Source organism: Chromobacterium sp. CCUG 76385, assembly GCF_059916625.1.
The window spans coordinates 1-572 of sequence record NZ_JAUCGU010000077.1 but is presented as its reverse complement, the minus strand read 5'-3'; the positions used below and the strand labels follow the sequence as shown (position 1 = coordinate 572).

1 protein-coding gene is annotated in these 572 nt (G+C 66.4%); it reads right to left on the bottom strand.

Annotation, left to right across the window (positions count from 1 at the left end):
- Positions 1–572 (bottom strand): hypothetical protein (locus QUG01_RS19945; RefSeq protein WP_500831610.1); only part of this gene is annotated, 572 nt, incomplete at both ends.

Genomic DNA, 572 nt, shown 5'->3' with positions numbered 1-572 from the left:
CGGCGGCGCTGAAGGCGCCGTTCAGGGTCAGGATCGATTGGGTGGTGACGCCGTAACCGCTGGCCAGCTGCAGATTGCTGGCATTGCCGCCGAGGAAGGCATTGAGGTTGGCCAGCGAATTGCCGAGGTTGTTGCCGAAGTCGGTACTGCCGTGCCAGACGCCGTTCTGATCGCCGAAGTTCAGGCTGGTGGCGACGAAGCTGGCGGTGGGGCTATGGTTGGCCAGGTCGGCCAGCACGGTGGACAGCGCGGTCTGGCCGCTGGCGGGGCTGGAGATGTGGCTGTCGTTAAGGCCGTACAGCAGGGCGGTCAGGCCGTTGGGCTGGAAGCTGATGGCCGGGGTGTCCGGCGGCACCACATCCAGCGTGCCGCTGTCCGATCCAGCGGCGGAGACATTGCCCAGCGCATTGGTTTGCGTCGCCGACACGCTGACCGACTGGCCATTGGCCGGCTCGGGAATGCCGAGGCTAAGCACGCCATTGGCGTAACTGGCGCTGACGGCCGGATTGCTGCTGGTCACCGAGCCGTCGCTGTGGACGCTGACCGTGCTGCTGGCGCTGCCATCCTTGATG